This is a genomic window from Streptomyces sp. NPDC048275, from assembly GCF_040652275.1.
Lineage (GTDB): Bacteria > Actinomycetota > Actinomycetes > Streptomycetales > Streptomycetaceae > Streptomyces.
The window spans coordinates 23,611-43,744 of the sequence record NZ_JBEZLR010000034.1 but is presented as its reverse complement, the minus strand read 5'-3'; the positions used below and the strand labels follow the sequence as shown (position 1 = coordinate 43,744).

General features: G+C 70.2%; 19 protein-coding genes. 5 read left to right on the top strand and 14 right to left on the bottom strand.

The features are described from left to right. The first annotated feature begins 143 nt into the window (after positions 1 to 143). Entirely contained in the window at positions 144 to 821 is a 678-nt protein-coding gene (locus tag AB0D57_RS21300) for a class F sortase (RefSeq protein WP_362074918.1), read from the top strand. 29 nt (positions 822 to 850) lie between these two features. Here the strand turns inward: AB0D57_RS21300 and AB0D57_RS21295 are convergent, their stop codons facing one another. Then, on the bottom strand, positions 851 to 2,062 hold the full coding sequence (locus AB0D57_RS21295; protein ID WP_362075015.1) for a PP2C family protein-serine/threonine phosphatase: 1,212 nt from the start codon (positions 2,060 to 2,062) through the stop codon (positions 851 to 853). Between the two features lie 429 nt (positions 2,063 to 2,491). Here AB0D57_RS21295 and AB0D57_RS21290 point away from each other — a divergent pair, with 429 nt between their 5' ends. After that, positions 2,492 to 2,857: a GtrA family protein gene (locus AB0D57_RS21290; protein ID WP_362074915.1), complete on the top strand. Its 366-nt coding sequence runs from the start codon at positions 2,492 to 2,494 to the stop codon at positions 2,855 to 2,857. A 24-nt stretch (positions 2,858 to 2,881) separates the two neighbouring features. Here the strand turns inward: AB0D57_RS21290 and AB0D57_RS21285 are convergent, their stop codons facing one another. After that, positions 2,882 to 4,144 carry an alpha-L-fucosidase gene (locus tag AB0D57_RS21285; RefSeq protein WP_362074912.1) on the bottom strand — a complete coding sequence of 421 codons (1,263 nt, stop codon included), beginning with the start codon at positions 4,142 to 4,144 and terminating at the stop codon, positions 2,882 to 2,884. A gap of 207 nt (positions 4,145 to 4,351) precedes the next feature. Between AB0D57_RS21285 and AB0D57_RS21280 the strand changes: the two genes are divergently transcribed. Further along, positions 4,352 to 7,333, top strand: a complete 2,982-nt coding sequence (locus tag AB0D57_RS21280; protein WP_362074909.1) for a carbohydrate binding domain-containing protein — start codon at positions 4,352 to 4,354, stop codon at positions 7,331 to 7,333. Positions 7,334 to 7,434: 101 nt separating this feature from the next. On the opposite strand, the gene AB0D57_RS21275 is transcribed toward AB0D57_RS21280, so the two are convergent. The 3 genes from AB0D57_RS21275 to AB0D57_RS21265 form a co-directional block, all read right to left on the bottom strand. After that, a complete protein-coding gene (locus tag AB0D57_RS21275) occupies positions 7,435 to 8,367 on the bottom strand; it encodes an alpha/beta hydrolase (protein ID WP_362074906.1) in 933 nt (310 codons plus the stop codon). 311 nt (positions 8,368 to 8,678) lie between these two features. Further along, entirely contained in the window at positions 8,679 to 9,602 is a 924-nt protein-coding gene (locus AB0D57_RS21270) for an alpha/beta hydrolase (RefSeq protein ID WP_362074903.1), read from the bottom strand. A 74-nt stretch (positions 9,603 to 9,676) separates the two neighbouring features. Continuing rightward, positions 9,677 to 10,702 carry an MFS transporter gene (locus AB0D57_RS21265; RefSeq protein WP_362074900.1) on the bottom strand — a complete coding sequence of 342 codons (1,026 nt, stop codon included), beginning with the start codon at positions 10,700 to 10,702 and terminating at the stop codon, positions 9,677 to 9,679. Between the two features lie 216 nt (positions 10,703 to 10,918). Between AB0D57_RS21265 and AB0D57_RS21260 the strand changes: the two genes are divergently transcribed. Next, positions 10,919 to 11,335, top strand: a complete 417-nt coding sequence (locus tag AB0D57_RS21260) for an SseB family protein (RefSeq protein ID WP_362074897.1) — start codon at positions 10,919 to 10,921, stop codon at positions 11,333 to 11,335. Positions 11,336 to 11,359: 24 nt separating this feature from the next. On the opposite strand, the gene AB0D57_RS21255 is transcribed toward AB0D57_RS21260, so the two are convergent. The 8 genes from AB0D57_RS21255 to AB0D57_RS21220 are packed head-to-tail and all read right to left on the bottom strand — an operon-like array spanning position 11,360 to position 18,380. After that, a complete protein-coding gene (locus AB0D57_RS21255; protein ID WP_362074894.1) occupies positions 11,360 to 12,733 on the bottom strand; it encodes an FAD-linked oxidase C-terminal domain-containing protein in 1,374 nt (457 codons plus the stop codon). Further along, positions 12,730 to 13,071 (bottom strand): acyl-CoA dehydrogenase family protein, encoded by a 342-nt coding sequence (locus AB0D57_RS21250; RefSeq protein WP_362074891.1) that lies wholly within the window; start codon positions 13,069 to 13,071, stop codon positions 12,730 to 12,732. The genes AB0D57_RS21255 and AB0D57_RS21250 overlap by 4 nt, the downstream gene beginning before the upstream one ends. Next, on the bottom strand, positions 13,010 to 14,110 hold the full coding sequence (locus AB0D57_RS21245; RefSeq protein WP_362074888.1) for an LLM class flavin-dependent oxidoreductase: 1,101 nt from the start codon (positions 14,108 to 14,110) through the stop codon (positions 13,010 to 13,012). Before AB0D57_RS21245 ends, AB0D57_RS21250 begins: the two co-directional genes overlap by 62 nt. A 23-nt stretch (positions 14,111 to 14,133) precedes the next feature. Beyond that, positions 14,134 to 15,105, bottom strand: coding sequence for an ABC transporter substrate-binding protein (locus AB0D57_RS21240; RefSeq protein WP_362074885.1), 972 nt, complete (start codon positions 15,103 to 15,105; stop codon positions 14,134 to 14,136). Then, positions 15,102 to 15,884, bottom strand: coding sequence for an ABC transporter ATP-binding protein (locus tag AB0D57_RS21235; protein ID WP_362074882.1), 783 nt, complete (start codon positions 15,882 to 15,884; stop codon positions 15,102 to 15,104). The genes AB0D57_RS21240 and AB0D57_RS21235 overlap by 4 nt, the downstream gene beginning before the upstream one ends. A gap of 3 nt (positions 15,885 to 15,887) precedes the next feature. Further along, a complete protein-coding gene (locus AB0D57_RS21230) occupies positions 15,888 to 16,784 on the bottom strand; it encodes an ABC transporter permease (RefSeq protein ID WP_362074879.1) in 897 nt (298 codons plus the stop codon). A gap of 25 nt (positions 16,785 to 16,809) precedes the next feature. Further along, positions 16,810 to 17,661, bottom strand: coding sequence for a sulfurtransferase (locus tag AB0D57_RS21225; protein ID WP_362074876.1), 852 nt, complete (start codon positions 17,659 to 17,661; stop codon positions 16,810 to 16,812). Further along, positions 17,658 to 18,380: a lysophospholipase gene (locus AB0D57_RS21220; protein ID WP_362074873.1), complete on the bottom strand. Its 723-nt coding sequence runs from the start codon at positions 18,378 to 18,380 to the stop codon at positions 17,658 to 17,660. The genes AB0D57_RS21225 and AB0D57_RS21220 overlap by 4 nt, the downstream gene beginning before the upstream one ends. A 352-nt stretch (positions 18,381 to 18,732) precedes the next feature. On the opposite strand from AB0D57_RS21220, the gene AB0D57_RS21215 reads away from it, so the two are divergent. Beyond that, positions 18,733 to 19,581: a LysR family transcriptional regulator gene (locus tag AB0D57_RS21215; protein ID WP_362074870.1), complete on the top strand. Its 849-nt coding sequence runs from the start codon at positions 18,733 to 18,735 to the stop codon at positions 19,579 to 19,581. Positions 19,582 to 19,593: 12 nt separating this feature from the next. Here the strand turns inward: AB0D57_RS21215 and AB0D57_RS21210 are convergent, their stop codons facing one another. Continuing rightward, the gene (locus AB0D57_RS21210; RefSeq protein ID WP_362074867.1) at positions 19,594 to 19,989 is read right to left on the bottom strand and encodes a MarR family transcriptional regulator; all 396 of its coding nucleotides are present in this window, start codon (positions 19,987 to 19,989) and stop codon (positions 19,594 to 19,596) included. Between the last annotated feature and the right edge of the window lie 145 nt (positions 19,990 to 20,134).

The following is a 20,134-nucleotide window of genomic DNA, read 5'->3' as shown; positions in this document are numbered from 1 at the left end:
TATGCCCGACGACATAGCAGTCGCGGCCGCCGCCTTCACATATGGCGGCGGCCCGGCTCGCTTGCTTCCTTTCTTTCCTTTTCTTCCTGCCTTTTTTCCTGCTGTACCCGCTCTGCTGCCGTGTCTCAGTGAGGTGGTGCCCGATGGCATCCCGATTGTCGTCCCCTGCCCCTACCCAGACCGAGTTGGTGCCGCCCGAGCAGAGCGCTCGCCGAGGCGTGCCGTTGATCGTGTGGTTCGCCGGGATCCTGATCCTTGCGCTGAGTCTTTTCGGCGGCCATGACGAGCCGTCCAGCGCCTCCCATACGCCTGGCGCCTCGGCGGCGCTCGCGCCGCCGTCGTCGATGGCCGGGCCGAAGGGAAGGCATCTGCCGCGGTCCAAGCCGACGCGGCTGCTCATCCCGAAGATCTCGGTGGACGCACCTTTCACCGACCTCGACATCGGCCCGTCGGGCCAGCTCGAAGCTCCGCCCGCCGACGACGTGAACCTGGTCGGCTGGCACGCCGACGGCGTGTCCCCGGGGGAGTTGGGTACCTCGATCATCGCCGGGCATGTCGACACGAAAACGGACCCGGCGGTGTTCGTAGGGCTCGATGAACTGAAGAAGGGGGACACCTTCAAGGTGAAAAGGGCCGACGGGCGTACGGCCTCCTTCGTGGTCGACAGTGTCGAGACGTTCGCGAAGGACGACTTCCCGGACCGGCGCGTGTACGCCGACACCCCCTCGGCCCAGGTGCGGCTGATCACCTGCGCCGGCGACTACGACCGTGATGTGAAGGACTACACCGAGAACCTGGTGGTCTTCGCCCACCTCACCTGAACCGCCGACAGCGGTCACCAGGGCGGGGGTCAGCGTTCTGAGGGTGGGGGCGATCCGCTGCCGTGGACTCGGTGGTGGCCGTTGGCGGAGCGGGACATGAGGTGCGGGCGGTGGAGGTGGTGGGAGGCGGTGCGCTGGATGACCAGCAGTGCGGCGTCGTCGGCGGGCTGGTCGCCGATGTGGGCGAGCAGGTCGTCGTGGATGCGGCGGAGCAGGGCGTCGGGGCTGCAGGCGGGGAAGGAAGCGACCCGCTCGGCGAGCGGGTAGAAGGCGCCTTGCGGCGAGCGGGCTTCGATGACGCCATCGGTGTAGAGGAGGAGGATGTCACCGGTTTCGAAGGCGAACGGGTCGGGGCGGTGGCTCGAGGCGGGCAGCTCGGACATGCCCAGCGGGGGTACGGGGCGGCGGACGTGCAGGACCGTGACCTCGTGGTCGTGCAGCAGCAGGGGCGGGGGATGGCCGCAGTTGATCATCTCCCCCTGTGGATCCTGGTCGGAGATGTCGAGTACGAGCGCGGTGATGAAGTGCTCGCCGGGATCGTGCTCCGTATCGGCCACCTCCTCGAGGTCGCGGCACACGCTCACATCGAGCGCGGCCGTGAGCTCGGGGAGGGTGTCATACCGGTGGGCGCCCTCGCGGAACGCGCCCAGTACCACCGATGCCTCTCCGATGGAAGCCAGCCCCTTGCCGCGGACATCGCCGATGATCACTCGGGTGGAGGGGTGGGCGGCGCGGGCGACCGCGAACAGGTCGCCCCCGATCTGGGTCTCGTCCTCGGCGGCCAGATACATCCAGGCCACGCGCAAGGGCCCGATCCGGCGGGGTGGAGGCCGCAGCAGAACCCGCTGTGCCGTCTCGGCCACCGAGCGCGCCCGGCTCAGCTGCCGGGCACGCCGCTCCTGTACGAGGCGGACGAAAACCACCAGGGCGGAGAGTACGGACAGAGCGATGATCTGCGCGATGTGGTTGGCCGTGGTCAGCCCGCCGTGGATGGACGCGGTCAAAGCCTGCGCGGCCACAGCCAGCACCCCGACCAGAGCGGTCTGTCGGTGCCCCGCGACGGAGGCGGTGAGCGCGGGCGCTATGACCAGCAAAGGACCGAGGTGGATGCTGGTCGGGGAGTGGACGTCCACCACGGTGATCACGACGATCAGCGCGAGCGGGATCAGTACCAGCCCGCGGCCCGACGGCTGCTCCACGAGGCGGTCCACTGATACGCGCCGGACACCCACGTACCCCATTTTGCGCCTGATCACCGGGCTCCTGCTTCCCGGCGTACCAGCCACTGCCCAGCCAGGCCGCGGTCCCGTCACGGCGGTGTGAGCACCGCGCCCATCCTGGAGTCCATGTCTCGGCGGCGCCGTGGCCGGGTCGGCCGGAGTCGAGGTGGTCGCAGAGGGTGGTGCGCGCCAGGCGCGGGTGGTCGCCGCGCCGGGTGAGCGAGTGCGCGTGAGCACTGCGAGCGTGCTGTCGGGCCTGCCGGCCGACTTCACCAGCCCCCCGCACCGCGATCGCGATCGCCGACCTCCTCATCCTGACGGCACCGCTCCTCCTTCGGCGGGCTCCGCCTGCCGTGCTTCAATGAAGAAGAGATGATCGGACGATCCCGCCGCAGCCTTGAGGGGCCACCCCTGTCAACCATGCCGAGGCATACGCCGGCTGACCGGCCGATGGTTGGTCAGTTCCTGCGGTTCGTCGTGGTCGGCGTGTTCAACACCGCGGTGTACTACGGCCTTTACCTGGCCCTCTTGGTGCTCCTTCCCTATCTGGCCGCCCATCTCCTGGCCTTCACGGGAGCCACGCTCATCTCGTTCTTCCTCAATGCGCGTTTCACCTACCGGACGCGCCCCACCTGGGGGAAGTTCCTGCGTTTTCCGCTGGCCACGCTCACCAACCTCGTGGTCTCCACGGTCGCCCTGCACGTCCTGGTCGAGGTGTGCCACAGCGGGTCCCGGACGGCGGCCCTGCTCGCCTCCGTGGCGGCCGTACCGTTCACCTTTCTCGCCAGTCGGGCGATCATGGCTCCGTCCTCCTGACACGGAGCCGGCCGCGTTCCCGCGTCAGTCGCGCCCGGCGCCTCGATAGAGGTCCAGCTCCCCCTCCAACTCGACGGCGAGCACGGTGGCGTACTCGTCGAGGTCGGCCGCGGCCGGTGCGTCGATCCAGGTCACACCGGGTACGGCGTCGAGGCCGCCGGTGACGTGGTGGCCCAGTTCGGTGCCGGTGCCCAGGACGGTGACGCGCTTGACGCTGTTGCGCAGGCCGCGCAGCGAGACGTTGTCACGCGGGGCGTCGAAGCACACCAGGTACAGCGTGCGCCGGTCGGCGGACAGGGTGCTGGGGCCGTAGTGGTGCCCGGCGGGCAGCCCGGCGACCGTCCCGTACACCGCGTCCGCGTGCCGCCCGATCCATGAGCCGAGTCCCTCCAGACGCTCGATCTGCTCCTCGGGGATGGTCCCGTCCTCGCGGGGACCGGCGCCGAGCAGCAGGTTGCCGCCCATGCCGATCGTCTCGGTGAAGTAACGCACCAACTGGCGTACCGACTTGAAGTCGCGGTCGTGCGGCCGGTAGCTCCACGAGTCGTTGATGGTCAGGCACAGCTCCCACGGGCCGTCCGGAGCCTGGAGCGGGGCGCCCTGTTCCGGTGTGGCGTAGTCGCCGCGGCTGAGCATGCGGGCGTTGAGGATGGCGTCGGGGTTGCCCGCGAGGATCAGGTCGGCGAGCTCGTTCATCCGCCACTGTTCCTCGGAGCGCTCCCACTCGCCGTCGAACCAGAGCAGGTCGGGCCGGAAGCGGTCCATGAGCTCGCCGACCTGGCCGTCGCGGTAGGCGAGATAGCGCTCCCAGGCCGCCGGGTCCTCCTTGCCGGGCTCGGCGTGCGAGAAGGGGCTCGGCGGTTCGCCCGGCCGGACGTGCCGGATGCTGGGGTAGTCGGGGTGGTTCCAGTCGGAGTGCGAGTAGTAGAGGCCGACTTTCAGGCCCCGCTCACGCAGCGCGTCGACGAAGCCGGTGACCAGGTCGCGGCCGGCCGGGGTGTCCCGGACGACGTCGAGATTGCGGTGGTCGGTGTCCCAGAGGGCGACGCCGTCGTGGTGCTTGGTGGTGAGCACGGCGTAGCGGGCGCCGATGCGGCCGAACAGCTCGGCCCAGGCGTCCGGATCGTAGTGGGACGCGGTGAAGCCTTCGAGCTGTTTCATGTACTGCTCGTGTGTCATCTCGCCCGTGTAGAACGACCAGGACTCGGCTGCCCCGCCCACGGCGTAGACGCCGTAGTGGATGAAGACGCCCAGCTTGGCGTCGGGAAACCAGGGTTGCATCGGCATGCGCCCACGGTAGGCGGCAGGGCCCGCCCGGCGCGTGGGCGCCGGTCACCACTACTGGTCTGTTTTCACCATTGCCCTCGGAGGCCGTGAGAGCTCTTTACGTCACTGTCATGCACCTGTAGCTTCCGCGCTGCAAAGACTTACAGGAACTTGCCGGTTCTTCTTGCAGAGCAACTCCCCACTCCCCGCCCCGCTTTGGAGACGCTCATGAACCTCAGGAGACGCACGCCCCGCCGCCCACCGCGCCGCTCGCTGGTGGCGTTCGTGGCGGCGATCGGTCTACTAGGACCCCTCTCGCCGGACACGGACTCCGTCCCCATGGCGAAGACGGCCGCGGCCGCCTCCAACACGGCGACTGTCTTCTACTACACGAAGACGAAGAGCTGGCCGGCGACGTATCTGCACTACGCGCCGGACGGTGGCTCCTGGACCACCGTGCCCGGCACCCAGATGGAATCGGCCTGCACGGACTGGGTGAAGAAGACCGTCGACCTCGGTTCGGCCACCGGTCTGCAGGCCACCTTCAACAACGGCAGCGGCACCTGGGACAACAACGGCGGCAACAACTACGCGCTGGGCACCGGCACCATCACCGTCAAGGATGGAGTGATCGCCCACAGCGACCCGTGCGCCGACACCGGCACCGGGAGTGGAAACCAGGCCACCGTCTACTACTCCACCGCCACCTCCGGCTGGACCACCGCCAACATCCACTACGCGCCCACGGGCGGCTCCTGGACGACAGCCCCCGGCGTCGGGATGGAGAGCGCCTGCACGGGCTGGTGGAAAAAGACCCTCGACATCGGTACGGCGACATCACTGAGGGCCGCCTTCAACAACGGCAACGGCGTCTGGGACAACAACAACAGCGCCGACTACACGATCGCGACCGGCACCACGACCGTGAAGGACAGGACGGTCACGGCGAACGCCGAGGACCCGTGTGCCGCGGTGCCGCCGGACACTCAGGCCCCGACCGCACCCACCGACGTCACCGCGAGCGCCACCAACACCTCGGTGGTGGTGAGTTGGGATGCGTCGACCGACAACACTGCGGTGACGAAGTATCAGATCACTCGCACGGGCGGTACCAAGGGCACGGTCGTCATCGACATCGCCTCAACGGTGCACTCCGACACGGGACTTGAGGAGAACACCACCTACACGTACACCGTGAAGGCCGTCGACGCGGCCGGGAACACCTCGCCCGCCTCCGCCGAGGCCACCGCGACGACCAGCGAGCAGGCACCCGAGCCGGCCTCCGGCACCCCGCTGGGCACGGACCCCCGCAAGGACCCGATCTACTTCGTCCTCACCGCCCGCTTCCACGACGGCGACAGCTCCAACAACCGCGGCGGCAGCCAGCACACCAAGTCCGGCAACGCGGCGGGCAACGATCCCATGTTCCGCGGCGACTTCAAGGGCCTGGTCGACAAGCTCGACTACATCAAGGCGCTCGGCTTCTCGGCGGTCTGGGTCACGCCGGTGGCCCTCAACCGCTCGGACTACGACTACCACGGTTATCACGGCTACGACTTCTACAAGGTGGATCCGCGGCTGGAGTCGGCCGGCGCCTCCTACCAGGACCTGATCAACGCCGCGCACGCCAAGGGGATGAAGATCTACCAGGACGTGGTCTACAACCACAGCTCCCGCTGGGGTGCCAAGGGCCTGTTCACACCGACCGTGTACGGCGTCCGTGACTCCCAGTGGAGCTGGTACTACGACGAGAAGAGCGACGGTTTCGAGTACGACGGTCTGACGGTCGAGCCCAAGTCCGGGAAGTCGTACTACAACGGCGACCTGTGGTCGACGACAGAACCCTCGGGCAACACCTGCCTCAACTGGGGTGCACCCACCGGCGGCAAGAGTGCCGAGGGCTACACGCTCTACAACTGTCAGTGGCCCAGCCCCACTTCGGGCATGTTCCCGAAGGCCCTCTACCACCAGTGCTGGATCGGCAACTGGGAGGGTGAGGACGCCCGCTCCTGCTGGCTGCACGAGGACCTCGCCGACTTCAACACCGAGAACACGGCCGTCCAGAACTACCTCATCGGCGCCTACGACAAGTACATCGACATGGGCGTCGACGGCTTCCGCGTCGATACGGCCGTACACATCCCGCGCGTGACCTGGAACCGCCGCTTCCTGCCCGCCATCTACGACCGCGTCACCCAGAAATTCGGCACCGAGGCCGCGAAGAACTTCTTTGTCTTCGGCGAGGTCGCGGCCTTCGTCAACGACAAGTGGAACCGAGGCTCCGTGAACCACTCGGCGCAGTTCTACACCTGGAAGGAACGCAAGGAGTACAGCGCCGACGACGAGGCGGCGGCCCTGGAGCAGTTCACCTACGAGAACAACCTCGGCACCGGCAACCAGCCGACCTCCACCAACGCCTTCCTCAACGGAAACAGCTACCACACTCCCGACCGCAGCCAGTTCTCCGGCATGAACATCATCGACATGCGTATGCACATGAACTTCGGCGACGCGCAGAACGCCTACAGCAACGGCAAGGACTCGGACGACTCCGTCAACGACGCCACGTACAACGTCGTCTACGTGGACAGTCACGACTACGGTCCGAACAAGTCGAGCACCCGCTACAGCGGCGGCACCGACGCCTGGGCCGAGAACATGGCGCTGATGTGGACCTTCCGCGGTATCCCGACCCTGTACTACGGCTCGGAGATCGAGTTCCAGAAGGGCAAGCAGATCGACTGCGGCCCGACCTGCCCACTGGCGTCCACCGGCCGCGCGTACTACGGCGACCACCTCGCCGGATCCGTCACCGCCGCCGACTTCGGGAAGGTCGACTCGGCGAGCGGCGAGGTCGCGACGACACTCGCCCAGCCGTTGGTCAAGCACCTTCAACGGCTGAACCAGATCCGCCGGGCGATACCGGCCCTGCAGATGGGCCAGTACTCCACCGACGGCATCAGCGGCTCCATGGCCTACAAGCGCCGCTACACCAGCGGTTCCACGGACAGCTTCGCGCTCGTCACGGTCACCGGCGGCGCGACGTTCACCGGCATCCCGAACGGGACCTACACCGACGCCGTCACCGGCGCCGTGCAGACCGTCTCGAACGGCACGCTGTCCGTGGCGGCTCCCGGGAAGGGCAATCTCCGGGTGTACGTGCTGAACGGTCCCGGGAAGATCGGGAGCGACGGGCCGTACCTCAAGTAACCGGGTGGGGCCCGGACACTCACCGCCCGGGCCCGACACCCGCGTCAGATGTGATCGGCCGCGACACCAGGTAGTGGAAGCTGCCCTCCCTTTGGCCGGCGTCAATCGCCTTCAGCGAGGAAACCGGCTAGAGCGGCAGCGACGGCGTCGGGTTGTTCGTCCGGGATGAAGTGTCCTGCGTCCGGCACGACAACCCCGGTGACGTTGTCGGCCCACGGCCTGAGGGAAGCTGCCATGTCAGGGATGGAGCCGTGGCTGCTGGAAATCGCGAGAACCGGCACCGTCAGGTGCTGTTGTTCAAGGGCCTCGTGGTTCTTCCGCGCCGATTCGGCGGCGTTTCGGTAGTAGGCCAGAAAGGCGCGGAGTCCGCCGTCAGCGGCGATGGCCGCGGCGTACTGCTCGATCTCGGCGTCGTCGAAGGCGTCGGGGGAGTGGGTCTTGGCCCTCAGGAACCAGCCGACGTACTCGCGTTCGCGGCCTGTGAGCAGTGTCTCGGGCAGGTCGGGCACGAGATGGAATGCGAAGTGCCAAGTCTTCCACACCACCTCGGGGTCGGTCGGGATGGCGTCGGGGAATGTGATGCCCGGGATTCCGGCGTCGAGCAGTGCGACGCCACGCAGCTGGCTCTCGTACTTCAAGGCGAGGGAGAAGGCGACCCACGCGCCGATGTCGTGGGCGACCAGCCAGTATGTCGAAACTCCGAGCGCTTTCACCGCGGCGTGGACGTACGCGGCGACCGTGTGCGTGTCGTAGCTGCCGTCCGGGCGTTCGGAGTGGCCCTGGCCTGGCAGGTCGATCGCGATGACGTGGAATCGGTCGGCCAGGCCGGGCATCACTTTTCGCCAGGCCCACCAGGTCTGCGGGAATCCAGCGAGCAGCACGACGGCTGAGCCGTTCGGCTGACCGCCCTCAACCGCATGAAGTCGGACACCGCCCGCGTCGCCCCAACGGTGGGTGAAGCCGGCCAGGTCGTGCAATGGCAGGTCGCGGACCGGGTTGTCGGAGACGCGGGCGGTGATTGCAGGGTCAGTCATGGTTTTCCTCCATCGCTGTTGGGCGTGCTCGCGAGCCGTGTCCCGACGGCCTGACGCGCGCAGGCCCGCAGCGCCCTCGATGCCATACGTCGGCAGCACCCGGCGAGAGGCGTACTCCGCCCTTGTTGCCGAATCCCACAAATGTGAACATCGCATATTTGTAACGTTTAGCACCGTTATGGACTCGCCTGGGGCATCCGACCGGAGCCCGCGATTGAGAGTGGAGGACGCAGAGCTACCCGGGGTGCCGGTAAGAACGCTTCCCTGTGATCAGTCCGGCCCGCGGTGCCAGGGTCCGGCTGGGGGCGGGATCAGTGATGGAGGAAGGGGAGGAGGTGGTCGAGGAGGGCGTCGGGGCACTCTTCGGGAACGTAGTGCCCGCTGTCGGGCAGGACGACGCTGTCGAGCCGCTCGGCCACGGGGCCCAGGAGGGCGCCGAGGCGTTCGCCTTGTCCGCGGGCTCCGGCGACGCTGAGGACCGGCATGGTGAGCGGATGCGGCTTGCGCCGGTTGTTCTGGGCGATGTTGTCGTCGGTGGCCCGGTAGTAGTCGAAGCTGGCGCGCAGCGCTTCGGGGTCGCGGGCGAGGGTTTCGATGTAGAAGCCGACCGCGGAGCCCGGCAGCGGTTGCGCGGCCTTGTGGCGGAACTGGTCACCGTAATAGATGTGTTCGCGGCCGCGGACGAGTTGTTCGTTGACGGATCGCTTGCGGTTGAAGACGAAGTGCCACAGCAGGTCGTTCTGTGCCTCGGGGCCGAAGACGGGGATGTCGGGCGCGAGTCCGGGGATGGTGGCGTCGAGCAGGGCGAGGCGTTCGACCGCGTCGCCGTGGTCCGCGGCGAGGGCGTAGCCGATCCACATGCCGACGTCGTGTCCGACCATGGCGAAGCGTTCGTGGCCGAGCGCCTGCATGAGGGCGACGAGTTCTGCCGCCACGGTGCCGGTGTCGTATCCCCCGTGGGGCTTGTCGGACCGTCCGACGCCGCGCGGGTCGACCGCGACGACGCGGAAGTGTTCCGCCAGGCGCGGCATGACGAAGCGCCACAGGTACCAGTTCTGCGGCCAGCCGCCGACGAGGAGGAGGGGCTGTCCTGCGCCGCCCTGGACGGTGTGCAGCCCCACCTCGCCGACGCGGACGAGGGAGTTCTCGAAGACGTCCGTGAAGCCGTCGGGGAGCCAGGGGACCCCGCTCACGGTGCCGAAGCCGGTGAGGGGGCGGATGGTCGTCGTGGTCATGAGTTCTGTTCTCCTTGCGTACGTGTCGGTCAGGACGTGGGTGCTGCGGCGTCGGTGGCGGACGGGAGGACGGGTCACGGTGCGGGCCGGTGGCGACCCGCACCGTCCGCCCTGCTGAGGAGGGCGATCGCGGTGAGGAGGACGGCGAGGAAGCCGGAGAACCACAGCGTCGCTGTCGTCGGGGTGGCCAGTTGTGCGGCGAGGCCGAGTCCGAGGGAGGTGACGACGAGACCCGTGTAGGCGGCGAGGAAGAAGGTCGCGAGGGCCTCCGCGCGGCCAGTTGCGGGCGCGGCCCCCGTGATCAGCGCGACCGCGGCCTTGAAGAGCGTGCCGGAGCCGATCCCGGCGATGACGGCTCCCGCAATGAAGAGAGCCGGGTCCGCTTGCACCATTCCCGCGGCGACGGCGGCGCATCCAGCGGCTTCCGCGGCGACGCCGATGCCGAGGCGCACCGCGGGCCGCAGGGCGCCGGTGAGGCTCTGACCCAGCACTGCGGCGGCGAAGACGGCGAAGACCACGGCACCCGCGACGGCCGGCGAGCTCTGGTGCAAGGTGGTCGCGACGAATCCGGGCGCCAGGGACGTGAAGAGCCCGAAGATCGCCAGGGCCGCGGAGGCACATGCGACCGCCAGGCAGAAGAGCCCGGCGCCGCCGTGCGGACGCACCCGCTGCACGCGGTAGGGCACGGGGCGGGCGGGACGGTCCACCGTCTCCGGCAGGGCCATGATGGAGGCGATCCCGGCGACGAGGAGCACCGCAAAGACGGCGTACGGCGTACGGACCGGGGCGGGGGCATAGGCGGCCAGCAGCCCGGCAACGAGCGGTCCCACGCCGAGGCCGCCGACGTTCGCCGCGGTCGATACGGCCTCGAAGCGGCCCTGCCCGGACCCGGGCCGCGCCCCTATGTGCAGGTCCTGGAGGTAGGCGGTGGCGGTCGGGGTGGCCATGCCCACGCCGAGTCCGGTGACGAAACGGGCGAGGAGAAGGCCGGGAAGGGCCGGCCACACGAGGAAGAGGGCCGCCGCGGCCAGTTCGGACAGGAGCGCCGCGACGAGGACCGGGCGACGGCCGGTGTGATCGGAAAGGTGGCCGGCGGACACGAGGCATGAGGGCCAGGTGACATGACATCGGCACACCGTCGCCACCAGGACTCCGTTAGGCCTGTCTCGATCTCGGCGTCGTGTGTGTCCTGCTGGGCAGGGGTTGTTGGCACGTGGTGCAGGATTGCCTCGCCCCCGGGTGGGTACGCGACGAGAGCCGTGCCTGGGACCGCATGCGTCCCGGGCAGCCTGTCAGCCACCACCCGGAGATCCGTCATGAACACGCCCTCGAACGACCACCCCCGACCCATCGCCGCGACGCCGGCCCAGGAAGCCCTGGACACCCTCGCCGAGCACGGCGGGGACGCGGCGGCACTGGCCATGCTGGCCGCCAGCGATGTGCTGGTCCCCGTGCCGGACGACGCCGAGGAGGAGACCGCCACCGATCCCACGGCCGTCGCGCTGCCCGTTCTGGAGCAGCCGGGAGGGGAGCAGGTGGTGCCGGTGTTCACCTCGGAGCCGGCGATGGCCGAACTGCTGCCGTTCGTCTCCCGCTACCGCCTGGTTCCGCTGGGCGCGCTCGCGTCCCAGTGGCCGTCCGACGATCTGTCGCTCACCATCGATCCGAGCTCACCGCACGGTCTGACCTTCGACTCCGAGGGCGTACGCACCCTGCTGGCCGGGCGGGCCTGACAGCCGACCGCCACAAGGGAGCCCCTACAGGCCCTTGCCCGGATTGAGAATGCCCAGCGGATCGAAGGCGTCCTTGATCCGGCGCTGCAAGGTGTGAGCCACCGGCCCCAGCTCGTCCGCCACCCATTGGCGCTTCAGGACTCCCACACCGTGCTCGCCCGTCAGGGTGCCGCCCAGCCGCAGCGCCAGGGCGAAGATCTCACCGGCCGCCTCCCAGGCCGCGTCGGGCAGGCCCGGCAGCGAGGGGTCCACGACGATGATCGGGTGCAGGTTGCCGTCCGCCGCGTGCGCGATGGTGAAGACGGGTACGTCATGGCGTACGGAGATGGCGCGGATCTCCCGCACCGCCTCCGCCAGCCGGGAGCGGGGCACCGCGATGTCCTCGATCAGCGGACGGCCGAGGCGCTCCAGCGCGGGCAGCGCGAGCCGCCGGGCGGCGAGCAGCGCGTCGGCCTCGGCCGGGTCCGACGTCGTCTCGACCGTCGTGGCCCGCGGCGCGAGGAGCCGGCTGACCGCCGCCGCCTCGGCCGCCGCGCCCGCGCCGTCGCACTGCACCAGCAGCAGGGCCGCGCCGCGCTCCCGCAGCGCGGGGTCGATCGCGTGCAGCACCGGCCCGTCCACCAGTTCCGCCAGCGCGGGCTCGACCCCGGCCCGCCCGATGGCGTACGAGGCCTCGGCGGCCGCTTCGAAAGAGGCGAAGTACGCGGCGAGCGTGGCCGTCGCCACGGGGACGGGCCGTAGCCGCACCGTCGCCGAGGTGATCACCGCGAGAGTGCCCTCGGAGCCGGTGAGCAGGGCCGTGAGGTCGTAGCCGGTGACGCCCTTGACCGTACGGCGGCCGGTGCGCACGACCGTGCCGTCCGCGAGGACCGCCTCCAGGCCCAGCACGCTGTCCCGGGTCACCCCGTACTTCGCGCAGCGCAGCCCGCCCGCGTTGGTCGCGATGTTCCCGCCGATCGTGGACAGGGCCGCGCTCGCCGGATCGGGCGCGTAGCGCAGCCCGTGCGCGGCCGCGGCGCGATCCAACTCGGCGGTGATCACGCCGGGTTCCACGACCGCGAGCTGATCGTCCGGCGACAGTTCGAGGATGCGGTTCATGCCGGCCAGATCGAGGACGAGGGCGCCCTCACCGGCTGTGGCCCCGCCCGACAGACCGGTGCCCGCGCCGCGCGGGACCACCGGCACCCGCAGCGCGTGCGCGTGCCGGAGGGTGACGGTGACGTCCTCGGTCCGCCGGGCATGGACGACCGTCGCCGGGATGCCGTCGGGCCGGGTGCCGGAACGGTCGGTGGCGTACCCGGCGAGCGTGACCGGGTCCGTGGTCAGCCGGTCGGGAGGCAGGTCACGGGCAAGGAGGCCCAGCAGTTGGGCGGACGTGGTGGTCGCGGGTGCCGTCACAGGTCCAGTGCCTTCGTGTCGCTCAATGCCTTCGTTCCTATCGTGAGCAGGGAGATGTCCTCCTGGGGCGCATGCACGGGAGCGCACTGGATGTCGCGGAAGTGCCGCTCCAGGGGATTCCCACGGGACAGCCCTGGGTTGCCGAGGAGACGCACGGCCAGCTCCACGGCCCGCACCCCGTGCCGGTCGGCCGGCACGCGCGCCCCGAGTGCCTGTTCGGGGGTGTACGAGGGGTCGCCGGCGTCGACCCGGGCCTCCGGTCGGTCTAAGAGGGGATCAGGCGGCCTGGGTGGTCGCGGCGCGGTGGGCGAGCTCCTGCCGGACCAGCGGCAGGACATGACGGGCGTAGTCGATCGCGTCGTTGAGCGGGTCGTATCCGCGGATCGACAGCAGGTCGCAGCCGATGTCGACGTAGTCGAGCAGGGCCCGCGCGACCGTTTCCGGGGTGCCGACCAGCGCGGTCGAGGCGCCCGCGGCGTTGGTGGCGACGGCCGGGGCCGTCCACAGGCAGCGGTCGTGCACCTCGCCCCGCTCGGCGATGTCGAGGAGCCGCTGCGAGCCGACGTTGGCCGGTCGCCCGGCCGTCCGGTAGTGGCGCAGCAGCTCGGTCCCCGCCGCCTGCTCCTTGAGGACGCCGAGCGTGCGGTGCGCCTTCTCCCAGGCCAGCTCCTCGGTGGGCGCGATGATCGGGCGGAACGACACCCAGATACGGGGATGGGGGCGCCCGGCGGCATCGGCGACCGCGTTGACCGCCGCGATCTGCTCCGCCGTCTCCTTCAGCGGCTCGCCCCACAGCCCGAAGATGTCGCCCTGCTGCCCGCCCACCCGGTAGGCGTCCTGCGAGGAACCGCCCACCGAGATCGGGACGAGTCCGTTGACCGGCCGTACGTCGGAGTGGAAGCCCTCGAACCGGTAGTGCTTGCCCTCGTGCGAGACCGGCCCGTCCGCCGTCCACACCTTCCGCAGGATCTGGATGTACTCGTCCGAACGCTCGTACCGCTCCGTCTTGTTGAGGTAGTCCCCTTCCTTGCGCTGCTCCTCGTCACTGCCGCCGGAGATGATGTGCACCGACAGCCGGCCGTTGCTGATCCGGTCCAGCGTCGCGAAGGCGCGGGCCGCGTGCGTGGGGAAGATGACGCCGGGCCGGTGCGCCAGGACGGGCCGGATGCGCTCGGTGTGCGTGGCGACGAACTGGGCGAGCTGGAGGGCGTCCGGAGACGCCGAATGGTAGGCGACCAGGGTGTGGTCGAAGCCCCCGTCGTCCAGGGCGCGGGCGTAGCGGCGTACGTAGTCGGGGTCGAAGCCGGTACGCGCACTGGCGGCGGGACCGGATGCTCCCGAGTCGGTGTGGACGGCGCTGATGAACTCTACGGGCATAGCGAACTCCTGGTCTTGAAAGGTCACTTGAGGACGGACGCGTCGGCCGACTTCGTCACGTCGACGTTCGGGTCGAGAACACCGATGCCGTGCATAAGGTCGGCCACGTCCTGGACCGTGCCGTTCACTTCGGACGTGATCGGCAGGACCTTGCTGTACGCGGCGGAGGCGAGCGTCTTCGCGATGGCGGGGTCGGCGCCGTTGCGCTGCTCGATCGCGGTGGCGTACGCGTCCTGGTGCGTGCTCGTCCAGTCCAGGGCCGTACCGAGCCGCTCGAGGAAGTCGCCGAGCGCGGCCTTCTTCGCGGGGCTCGCGAGCGCCTTCTCGGAGGCGCCGATGAAGCCGTACCCGCTGATGCGCCCGTCGGCACCGTCGACGAGCAGCCGGCCGCCCTGCTGCAGACCGACGGCCTGGTAGACCCCGAAAGTCGCCCAGACCTCGATCTTCCCGGAGGAGAAGGCGGCCTGCGCGTCGGTCGGCAGCAGGTACTGCACCGTGACGTCCGAGTAGGAGAGGCCGTTCTGCTGGAGCACGTTGGCGAGCAGATACTCGGCGATGCTGCCCTTCGCCGAGGACACCACGACCTTCTTGCCCTTGAGATCCTTGACGCTCTTCACGTCAGAGTCCTTGGAGACGATGATCCCGGTGTGCTTGCCGTCGTTCTTGAGGGCGGCCACGTTCTTGAACTTCACGCCGCCACTGAGCGCCTGGAGCGCGGGCAGGTCGGCGGAGTACGAGGTGTCGGCGGCGCCCGCCTGCACGGCCTGGTAGAGCGGGGCCGCGCCCTCGAACTCCGCCCACTTCACCTTGTACTCGGCGCCCTTGAGCGCGTCGGAGGCGGCGAAGATCGTCTGGAGGGTCTTGGCCTGGTCGCCGATGGTCAGGGTGACCTGGTCCTGGCTCCCCGCTGTGTCCGCGGCGGAGTCGGCGCCGCAGCCGGTGAGCGCCAGCAGGGCGGAGAGGCTCAGCGCGGCGGCGGCGAATCTGCGTATCACGAGGGGTTCCCTTCAAGGGCCTTGGCGTTGGCCGAGGTGTGGGTGGGGGAGAGGGCGGGTGCGGGGGTGACGCCGAGCCAGCCGAGGAGGCGGGCGCGGAGGGTGACGAACTCCGGCGAGGTCAGCTCGCGGGGGCGGGGCAGGCCGACGGTGAGGTCGTGGGCGATGCGCCCCTCGTCCATCACCAGCACGCGGTCGGCGAGCAGCAGCGCCTCCTCCACGTCATGCGTGACCAGGAGGATCGCGCAGCCGTGCCGCTGCCACAGCTCGGCTACCAGCTGCTGCACCTTGCCCCGGGTGAGCGCGTCCAGGGCGCCGAACGGCTCGTCCAGCAGCAGGAGTTCGGGCTCGCGGACGAGAGCGCGGGCGAGTGAGACGCGCTGTGCCTGCCCGCCGGAAAGGGTCTTCGGCCAGACCAGCGCGCGTTCCGCGATGCCCACCTCCTCCAGGGCCCGCTGGGCGAGCGCCCGGTCCGGCCGTCCGGGCAGCCCGAGGACGACGTTGCGCCACACCTTCAGCCAGGGCAGCAGCCGCGGCGACTGGAACGCGGCGCTGCGCCGCGCGGGCACGGTCACCTCGCCGCCGATCTCGTCGTCGAGCCCGGCGAGGATCCGCAGCAGCGTCGACTTGCCGCAGCCGCTGTGCCCGAGCAGGGCCACGAACTCGCCCGAACGGATGTCGAGGTCGAGGTCGTGCAGGACCGTGTTGCCGTCGAAGGCCCGCGAAAGCCCGCGGATCTCCACGCTGTCGGTGATGTTCCCGGTCATGTTCCCGGCCATCGGTTACGCCTCGCCCTCGAAGTTGGCGCGCCAGCTCAGCAGGCGGCGCGAGAGGATCCGTACGGCGAAGTCGCAGGCGAGGCCGAGCAGCGCGTACACGGCGAGGCAGAGCACGATGATGTCCGTGCGGAAGTACTGCTGGGCGTTGCTCATCAGATAGCCGAGCCCGGCGTCGGCGTTGATCTGCTCGGCGAAGACGAGGGCGAGCCAGGCGGTGGAGAGGGCGTACCGCAGGCCCACGAGTGCCCCCGGGAGTGCGCTCGGCAGGATCACGTACCGGATCAGGCCGAGCCCGCCGAGCCCCATCATCCTTGCGGCCTCGACGAGTTGGGCGTCGGTGGAGCGGATGCCGCCGTAGATGTTGAAGTACAGCGGATACGTCACGCCGAGCGCGACCAGGGCGACCTTGGGGGTCTCCTCGATCCCGAACCAGACGATGAACAGGGGGATCAGCCCCACCCAGGGGATCGCCCGGAACATGCCCATCGAGGAGTCGATGACGTCCTCGCCGAGCCGGAACAGCCCCGCCAGCAGGGACAGGGCGAGCGCGACCGTCGCGCCGATGAGGAACCCGGTGGCGGCCCGGCGGCCCGACGCGGCGATGGCGCTGGGCAGTTCACCGCTCTTCGTCAGGTCGACGGCCTGGCGCAGGACGTCCACGGGTGAGGCGAGGACGGACTCGGGGAGAACGCCGATGGCCGAGGTCACGAACCAGAGGAGTACGAGGCCCACGGGGCCGGCGGCGCGGCGCACGGAACGGGGCACGGTGCGGCGGCGGGCGGTGCGGGCGGCGCCGCGCAGGGTGACGCGGGGGGCGGTTTGTGGAGCAGGGGTGGTGGGGGTGTCGGTCTCGGCGCGGGACAGCACGGGGGCCGTCGCACCGAGCGGTTTCGTCGTCATGTCAGAGCATTCCTCTCGCGTCGCCTCAGGACGGCTCGGGGCCGGTCGCGGCGGGGCGGGCGGGATCGGCGGACCAGGCGGACCAGGAACCGGGGAAGAGCGTGGCCTCGAAACCCGCGAGGGCCAGTGCGGCGATCTGGTGGGCGGCGGTGACGCCGGAGCCGCAGTAGACGCCGATGCGGGTGCCGTTGTCCGCGCCCTTGCCGGCGAACCTCTTGCGCAGCTCCTCGGGCGACAGGAACGTCCCGTCGGCCGCGAGATTCTCCCCGGTCGGCGCGGACACGGCACCCGGGACATGACCCGCGCGTGGGTCCACCGGCTCCACTTCACCGCGGTACCGCTCGGCGGCGCGGGCGTCCAACAGCAGTCCGGAGGAGGCGAGTTCGGCCGCTCCGTCCGCGTCCGTGACGGGCAACCCGCCCGGCCGCAGTACGACATCACCGGGTGGCGGATCCGCGGGTACGCCGGATTCCAGCGGCAGTCCCGCCGACCGCCAGGCCCCCAACGCCCCGTCGAGCAGCGTCACGTGAGCGACACCCGCATGGCGCAGAAGCCACCATGCCCGTGCCGCGGCTGTGTTGCCCAGGTCGTCGTACACCACGACGGACCGGTCCTCGCCGATGCCCCAACGCTGGGCCGCCGCCTGCAGGTCGGCCGGATCCGGCAGTGGATGCCGCCCGCCTTCCGGGCTCGGCCCCGCGGCCAGCTCCGTGTCCAGATCGACGTACACCGCACCGGGAATGTGCCCGTCCGCATAGTGGGCGCGGCCGTGCGGATCGCCCAGCGCCCAGCGGACGTCCAGGAGCACGGGCGGGGCGTCGGAGCGCAGCAGGGCGTCGAGTTCGGCGACGGTGGTGGTCACCTGGGCGGCGGTCATGCGAGGCCCTCGGCGATCAGGGGGAGCTCGGGGGAGAGGCGCAGCCGCTCCAGGAAGAGGACGACCGTGGCTGCGGCCGTGCGGTGCGGGGCGTCGTTGAGTACGTCGTGACGGCCGCCGTTGAACGTCACCGTCCGTACACCGGAGTGACCCGCGTACACGCTCAGCGCCTGCTCGACAGGGCTGACCGTGTCGTCCGCGCCGTGCAGGGCGAGCACCGGGACCCGTACGAGGTCGAGGCGGAGTTCCGGCGGATCCGCCGCTTCGCCGAGCGCCCCCCGCCGGAAGTCCGGGTCATGGGTGAGCCGCGCCTGGTGGGTGGGGCAGGCGGTGCGTGCCTCGACCTCGGCGTCCCAGTTCCCCGGGGTCCAGGGGCCGGTGGGCAGACCGGCGAGGATCAGCGCGTCGATCCCCGCCGTCCGCTCGGCGGCGAGGTGGGCGGCGTACAGCGCCCCCGTGTCCGAACCGACGAGGACCTTGGGCCCCGGCAACGACTCGTCGGCGAGGAGTTTGGCCGCCCGGTCGAGCACGGACGGGTCGTCGGACGGATCACCGAGGGCGCGGACGCGGTAGGCGTCGAAGGCGAGCCGGCGGCCGAACCGCTCGTACACGCCGCCGTGCTCACCGCGCCCGGCCAGCACGATGAGCGTGCCGCGCGCGGCGAGGCCTTCCGGTTCGTTCCACGATGATGCGTTCCAGGTCGGAGCGGGTGCGGGCATGAGGGGGCAACTCCCTTGGGAGGGCGGACACACGGGGGTACGAGCGCGCGGCTCAGGACCCGGTGTCACGTGTCAGGAACGACGACGGACGACCGGGGAGAGGGGGGGCGGAGGAAGGCACACCGCGCGCGTCAGTGACGGCCGGCGGAATGCCTCAGGAGATCAACGACAGCGCGCGCTGCTCGCCACGCCGAAGTCGATGACTCGGCGCTGCGTCAGAAAGGCAGCGGAAGCGGTCGTGTGAAGCATGACCTCATCATGACGGTCCGTGGCCGACCGCGTCCAACGACGATTCCGCATCGAAACCGATCAGCAATCGCGATCGATACCGAATGCGGGCTACGGTCACGGCATGCCCCAACCTGTCCTCGACATCGTGGCCCTGCGCAGCCTGACCGCGATCGCCGACTGCGGCGGCTTCCACCGCGCGGCCCGCTCCCTCGCCCTGAGCCAGTCCGCGGTCAGCCAGCATGTGCGCAGGCTGGAGAAGACACTCGGCCGCCCGGTTGTGGAACGTGAGGGGCGCGGCATGCGGTTCACGCCCGAGGGGCGGCTGCTCGTGGAGCAGGCCCGTCGCATCCTCGCCGTCCATGACGAGGCGGTGCGCGTCCTGCTCGACGTGGACGGCGACACCGTCACCATCGGCTCCACCGAGCACGCCGCCGACCAGTTCCTGCCCCGGCTGACCGCGGCCGTCCAGGAGGTGCGCCCCGGCTGCCGGGTGCGCTTTCGCATCGACCGCTCGGCCCGCCTCGTCGAGGCTGTGGAGCGCGGCAGCGTGGACGTCGCGGTGTACGTCACCGAGGCCGCCGCGACCGAGGGCACTCCCGTCGGCGGACTGCCTCTGACCTGGCACGCCACGCCCGGCTGGGAGCCGCCCACCGCGCCCGCTCCGGTCCCGCTGGTGGCCATCGAGGATCCGTGCGCGATCCGGCGCCGGGCCATCGCCACGCTCGCCGCCCACGGCGTCCCGGCGACGGTGGTCGGCGACGCGGGCTATCTGGCGGGCGTCCTCGACATCGCCCGCACCGGCCAGGGGGTGGCCCTGCTCGCCGCGGTCGGCTCCGCGCCCGACGGCCTCACCCCCTGCGACGCGCTACCTCCGGTCACGCCGATCCCCATGAGCGCGCTGGCCCGCCCCGGCGCGGACCCGGCGACGGTCACGGCCGCCTTCGACGCCGTACGGGATCTGCTGCGCTGACACGAGGGGGCGTCAGTCGTCCAACATGCGGGCCAGCACAGCGCGTTGCAGGGGACGCACCTCGGTGTGCAGGTCGCGCCCCTTACGGGTGAGCGCGACCGATACCCCGCGTCGGTCCTCCACGCAGATGGAGCGTTCCACCAGCCCGTCCTTCTCGAGCCGGCCGATCAGGCGGGACAGGGCACTTTGGCTCAGATGGACGCGATCGGCGATGTCCTGCACCCGGCACTGTTCGCCCGCGCCCGTGAGCTCGCCCGAGGCGAGGATGTCGAGCACCTCGAAGTCGCTGGCGCCGAGACCGTGCGGATGCAGCGCGCGGTCGATCTCGCACATCGTGCGCGCGTGCACCGACAGGATGTCCCGCCACTGGTCCTCGAGTCGGACCTCATCCGCCGTGTTCGGTGCCATATCTGCACGGTAACAGAGCTCCCGGCATTAGTTGAGAGTGCAACCAGTGTGATTGCGTCGCCCTGCCGGCGCCTACGTGGCGGGGGAGCGCCGGGTGCCTTCTCGGATCCGGACCGGTCGCCACGGGGGATGGCGATCACGTCCG

Excerpts from the sequence above, each read along its gene's own strand:
- AB0D57_RS21230 (WP_362074879.1), bottom strand. The coding sequence starts at position 16,784 with ATGACGACGAAACCGCTCGGTGCGACGGCCCCCGTGCTGTCCCGCGCC.
- AB0D57_RS21295 (WP_362075015.1), bottom strand. The coding sequence starts at position 2,062 with ATGGGGTACGTGGGTGTCCGGCGCGTATCAGTGGACCGCCTCGTGGAG.
- AB0D57_RS21270 (WP_362074903.1), bottom strand. The coding sequence starts at position 9,602 with ATGACCACGACGACCATCCGCCCCCTCACCGGCTTCGGCACCGTGAGC.
- AB0D57_RS21245 (WP_362074888.1), bottom strand. The coding sequence starts at position 14,110 with ATGCCCGTAGAGTTCATCAGCGCCGTCCACACCGACTCGGGAGCATCC.
- AB0D57_RS21225 (WP_362074876.1), bottom strand. The coding sequence starts at position 17,661 with ATGACCGCCGCCCAGGTGACCACCACCGTCGCCGAACTCGACGCCCTG.
- AB0D57_RS21210 (WP_362074867.1), bottom strand. The coding sequence starts at position 19,989 with ATGGCACCGAACACGGCGGATGAGGTCCGACTCGAGGACCAGTGGCGG.
- AB0D57_RS21215 (WP_362074870.1), top strand. The coding sequence starts at position 18,733 with ATGCCCCAACCTGTCCTCGACATCGTGGCCCTGCGCAGCCTGACCGCG.
- AB0D57_RS21250 (WP_362074891.1), bottom strand. The coding sequence starts at position 13,071 with ATGTCCTGCCGCTGGTCCGGCAGGAGCTCGCCCACCGCGCCGCGACCA.
- AB0D57_RS21300 (WP_362074918.1), top strand. The coding sequence starts at position 144 with ATGGCATCCCGATTGTCGTCCCCTGCCCCTACCCAGACCGAGTTGGTG.
- AB0D57_RS21290 (WP_362074915.1), top strand. The coding sequence starts at position 2,492 with ATGGTTGGTCAGTTCCTGCGGTTCGTCGTGGTCGGCGTGTTCAACACC.
- AB0D57_RS21220 (WP_362074873.1), bottom strand. The coding sequence starts at position 18,380 with ATGCCCGCACCCGCTCCGACCTGGAACGCATCATCGTGGAACGAACCG.
- AB0D57_RS21260 (WP_362074897.1), top strand. The coding sequence starts at position 10,919 with ATGAACACGCCCTCGAACGACCACCCCCGACCCATCGCCGCGACGCCG.
- AB0D57_RS21285 (WP_362074912.1), bottom strand. The coding sequence starts at position 4,144 with ATGCCGATGCAACCCTGGTTTCCCGACGCCAAGCTGGGCGTCTTCATC.
- AB0D57_RS21235 (WP_362074882.1), bottom strand. The coding sequence starts at position 15,884 with ATGGCCGGGAACATGACCGGGAACATCACCGACAGCGTGGAGATCCGC.
- AB0D57_RS21275 (WP_362074906.1), bottom strand. The coding sequence starts at position 8,367 with ATGACTGACCCTGCAATCACCGCCCGCGTCTCCGACAACCCGGTCCGC.
- AB0D57_RS21280 (WP_362074909.1), top strand. The coding sequence starts at position 4,352 with ATGAACCTCAGGAGACGCACGCCCCGCCGCCCACCGCGCCGCTCGCTG.